Raw genomic sequence first — 3842 nt, forward strand, 5'->3', positions numbered from 1 at the left:
CACGCAGTTCCACCGTCACGAGGTCCTGCAGGCCCTCGGTGTGAATGCGCTGCTGCGCATGCTTGAACTGCTGCTGGCTCAACGTGATGCCGTGTGCTCGCACACCATGGTGGCGGGCCGCCCAGCACACCAGCGCGCCCCAACCGCAGCCAATGTCGAGCAGACGCTCACCGGGCCGCAGCCGGAGCTTGCGGCAGATGTGTTCCAGCTTGTTGCGCTGCGCCTGATCCAGCGACTCATCGGGATGCATGAAATAGGCGCAGGAATAGACGCGCTCCTCGTCGAGCCACAGCCGGTAGAACTCATTGGAGACGTCGTAGTGGAACGAGATCGCTGCCCGGTTCTCGGTCCTCGAGTGAGCCTTGACGGCGCGGCCATGCAGGCCCGACCGACGACTCGCGGAGTCCGGCCGCGCGTCGTTGGGCGCCAGCAGTCGAACGGCTGTAAACATTGCGCCGACCCTGTCTCTGAAAGACAGGCGTATAGAGTGCAAATGGTCCTTAAGGTGAAGCGCTGCGAAGAAGTCTCCTTCGACATCGATGTCTCCCTGAAAATACGCCTGGGCCAGACGCAGTGGATCGCGTCCAAAGACCATCGAGCGGACGAAGCCCGGGTGATGACACACCAGGGTGAACAGCGGCTCGGCAGCGTGTGCAGCCCCTTTGCCGAGTGTCAAGGTGGTGCCGTTCCACAAGCGCAGGGTGAGGCTCCCGTCGAAACCGTGAAACAACTGCCTCAGCAGATTCGATGTCGGGTCGAGGCCGCGATACGCTGCCGAACCTCGAAGCCCGCTCGGCAGGCTCGAGTCTGCGGTACTCATCAGGTCGCTCATGCCGATGCTCCGGCACCAACGCTCGCGGCGGTCGTCGGCGCAGCCGGCGATCCCGCCCTCTTGATGCCGGCGAGCTTGGTGCGTTTGAGCATCAGCGCGTTGATGGCCACCACCGCCGAGCTACCCGACATCGACAGCGCGGCGATCTCCGGCGACAGCGTGAAGGGATAGAACACACCCGCCGCCAGCGGAAACGCGATCACGTTGTAGCCCACCGCCCACCACAGGTTCTGGTGCATCTTGCGCAGCGTGGCGCGCGACAGCTCGATGGCACCGACCACGTCGTAGGGGTCGCTCTTCATCAGCACGACCTGGGCGCTTTCCATCGCCACGTCCGTGCCGGCGCCGATGGCAAAGCCCACGTCGGCCTGGGTCAGGGCCGGGGCATCGTTGATGCCGTCGCCCACCATGCCGACCTTGTTGCTCTGGTCCTGAAGTTCCTTGATCTTGGCTGCCTTCTGGCCGGGCAGCACTTCGGCCAGCACGATGTCGATGCCCAGTTCCTTGCCGATGCGCTCGGCGGTGGCCTGGTTGTCGCCGGTCATCATCGCCACCTTGACGCCGCGTTCCTGCAGCTTGGCGATCGTCGCCTTCGAGGTGGGTCGCACCGCGTCGGCGATGGCAATCAGGCCGATCAGCTTGCCAGCGCGAGCCACGTGCACCACTGTGCGGCCGCCACCTTCGAGCCGCGTGGCCTCGGCCGCCAGTGCCGCCATCGATTCCGGGCTCACGCTTTCCGACTGCATCAACTTGCGGTTGCCCAGCAGCACGGCCTCAGTGCCCATGGTGGCGCGGGCGCCCTGCCCGTCGATGTTGGCGAATGCCGTGGCCGTCTCGACCGGCGCTGTCCCAGCACGCTTGAGCACCGCCTGCGCCAGCGGGTGCTCGGAGAACTTTTCCACCCCCGCTGCAACGGCGAGCAATTGCGACTCGCTGACGCCGGGCGCCATGACCATCTCGACCACATCGGGCTGGCCGATGGTGAGCGTGCCGGTCTTGTCGAAGACGATGACGGTGAGCTTGGTGGCGTTCTCCAGCGCCGAGGCGTTCTTGAACAGAATGCCGTTCATCGCCCCGAGGCCGGTGCCGACCATGATGGCCATCGGCGTGGCCAGCCCGAGTGCGTCGGGGCAGGCGATCACGAACACCGTGATGGTCAGCGTCAGTGCAAATAGCAAGGGTTCGCCGATGACCCAGAACCACACACCGAAGGTCAGCAGCCCGATGGCGATGGCGGCCAGTACCAACCACTGAGACGCCTGATCGGCGAGCAACTGCCCTGGCGCCTTGGAGTTCTGCGCCTCCTGAACCAGCTTGACGATCTGTGCCAGTGCGGTGTCCGCACCGACCTTGGTGGCCTTGTAGCGAAAGCTGCCGCTCTTGTTGATGGTGGCGCCGATGACGGTGTTGCCCACGACCTTCTTCACCGGCATCGATTCGCCGGTGAGCATCGACTCGTCAACCTGCGAGCCGCCTTCGGTGACTTCGCCATCGACCGGGATCTTGTCGCCCGGCTTGATGACGACGGTCTCGCCGGCGAGCACCTGCGCCGTCGGCACCTGCGTCTCGACACCGGCGCGAACGACGGTGGCCATCGGCGGAGCCAGGTCCATCAGCGCACGGATGGCGTCCGACGCGCCGGCACGGGCACGCATCTCCAGCCAGTGGCCCAGCAGGATGAAGACGAGCAGCACGGCCGACGCCTCGAAGAACACCTCGCTCTCATAGAAGAACGTGGCGCCCACGCTGAACAGATAGCCCGTGCCCACCGATAGCACGATGAGCGTCGCCATGTTGGCGACCTTGTTGCGCGCGGCACGCACGGCCGCGACCAGGAACGGCCAGACCGGATAGGCGATGGCACCCGTGGCCGCAAAGAAGAGAAAGAGCTTGCGGTCCATGCCATACGGCGTGGGGAAGTTGCCGAACATCTCGCCCATCGGTGAATAGAAAAACACCGGCACGGCGAACACCAGGGCGACCAGGAAACGGTTGCGCATGTCGTCGGCCATGCCCTGCATCGACATGCCGGGCGCATGACCCATGTCATGCATCATGTCGGCCTTCGCGCTGGGCGACGAGCCGCATGCTCCCCCGTGGCCGGCGTGATCGCCGTGGCCTGCATGAACATCCTTCACCGGCTTCGTCGGCTGCTTGGCAGCCGAATCAACCCCGGCTTCTTTACCGCCTGCGCCGCCATGCATCGCCTGGCTGGCGTGGCCAGCATGGACATCGCCGACCGTCTTGTGGTCCGCCACATCGCAGACATGGGCCGGAACAAGTTCACCGCGGCAGTGGTAGCCGCAATCGACGACGCGTTGCCGGATGGCGTCCAGCGTGATCTTCGCTTCGTCATAGTGCACCGTCGCGCTGCCGGCCACATAGTTCACGTCGGCGTGATGCACGCCGGGCAGCGTCGACAGTTGCCGTTGAACGCCCGCTGCGCTCAACGTTGAGACCAACTCGCCGACTTCGATGGTGCTTGTTTTCATGGTGGTTCCCCAGCCGGGTCCAGATTCAGCGTGCCAGCCGTTTGGAAGCAATGCAGTCCGGCGTGAACTCAAACACTAGGTTCAGGTCGGGCTGAACAAGCTTGTTCTTCTTGCCGGCGTAATGCAGCCGCGAGAGGATGTCGCGCATCAGGTTCAGACGCGCCAGGCGCTTGTCATCGGCGCGCACGATGCGCCACGGCGCGATTGCCGTGTGTGTCCGCAGCAGCATGGCGTCGCGCGCTTCAGAGTAGGCCTTCCAGTGCTTCAGAGCCACCGCATCCACCGGACTGCTCTTCCACTGCTTGAGTGGATCGCGCTTGCGCTCTGCAAGACGCCGCGTCTGCTCGTCCTTGCCGATGTCCAGGTAATACTTCAGCAGCTTGATGCCCGAGTTGACGAGCATCTCCTCGAACTTCGGCACCGACTGCATGAACTCCTCATGTTCGTCTTTGGAACAAAAGCCCATCACATGCTCGACACCGGCGCGGTTGTACCAACTGCGGTTGAAGAGAACAAGC

The 3842-nt window shown here is 64.2% G+C and carries 2 protein-coding genes and 1 pseudogene; all 3 read right to left on the minus strand.

Annotation, left to right across the window (positions count from 1 at the left end):
- The coding region (locus RMO81_RS09125; protein WP_310475521.1) for a class I SAM-dependent methyltransferase at positions 1 to 832 on the minus strand (832 nt) is incomplete at its 3' end.
- Positions 829 to 3324 carry a heavy metal translocating P-type ATPase gene (locus tag RMO81_RS09130; protein ID WP_310475523.1) on the minus strand — a complete coding sequence of 832 codons (2496 nt, stop codon included), beginning with the start codon at positions 3322 to 3324 and terminating at the stop codon, positions 829 to 831. The genes RMO81_RS09130 and RMO81_RS09125, both read right to left, overlap by 4 nt.
- Before the next feature lie 25 nt (positions 3325 to 3349).
- Positions 3350 to 3842 (minus strand): annotated as a pseudogene (locus RMO81_RS09135) (polyphosphate kinase 2); the annotation flags it as partial.

The organism is Sandarakinorhabdus sp., from assembly GCF_031422795.1.
GTDB lineage: Bacteria > Pseudomonadota > Alphaproteobacteria > Sphingomonadales > Sphingomonadaceae > Sandarakinorhabdus.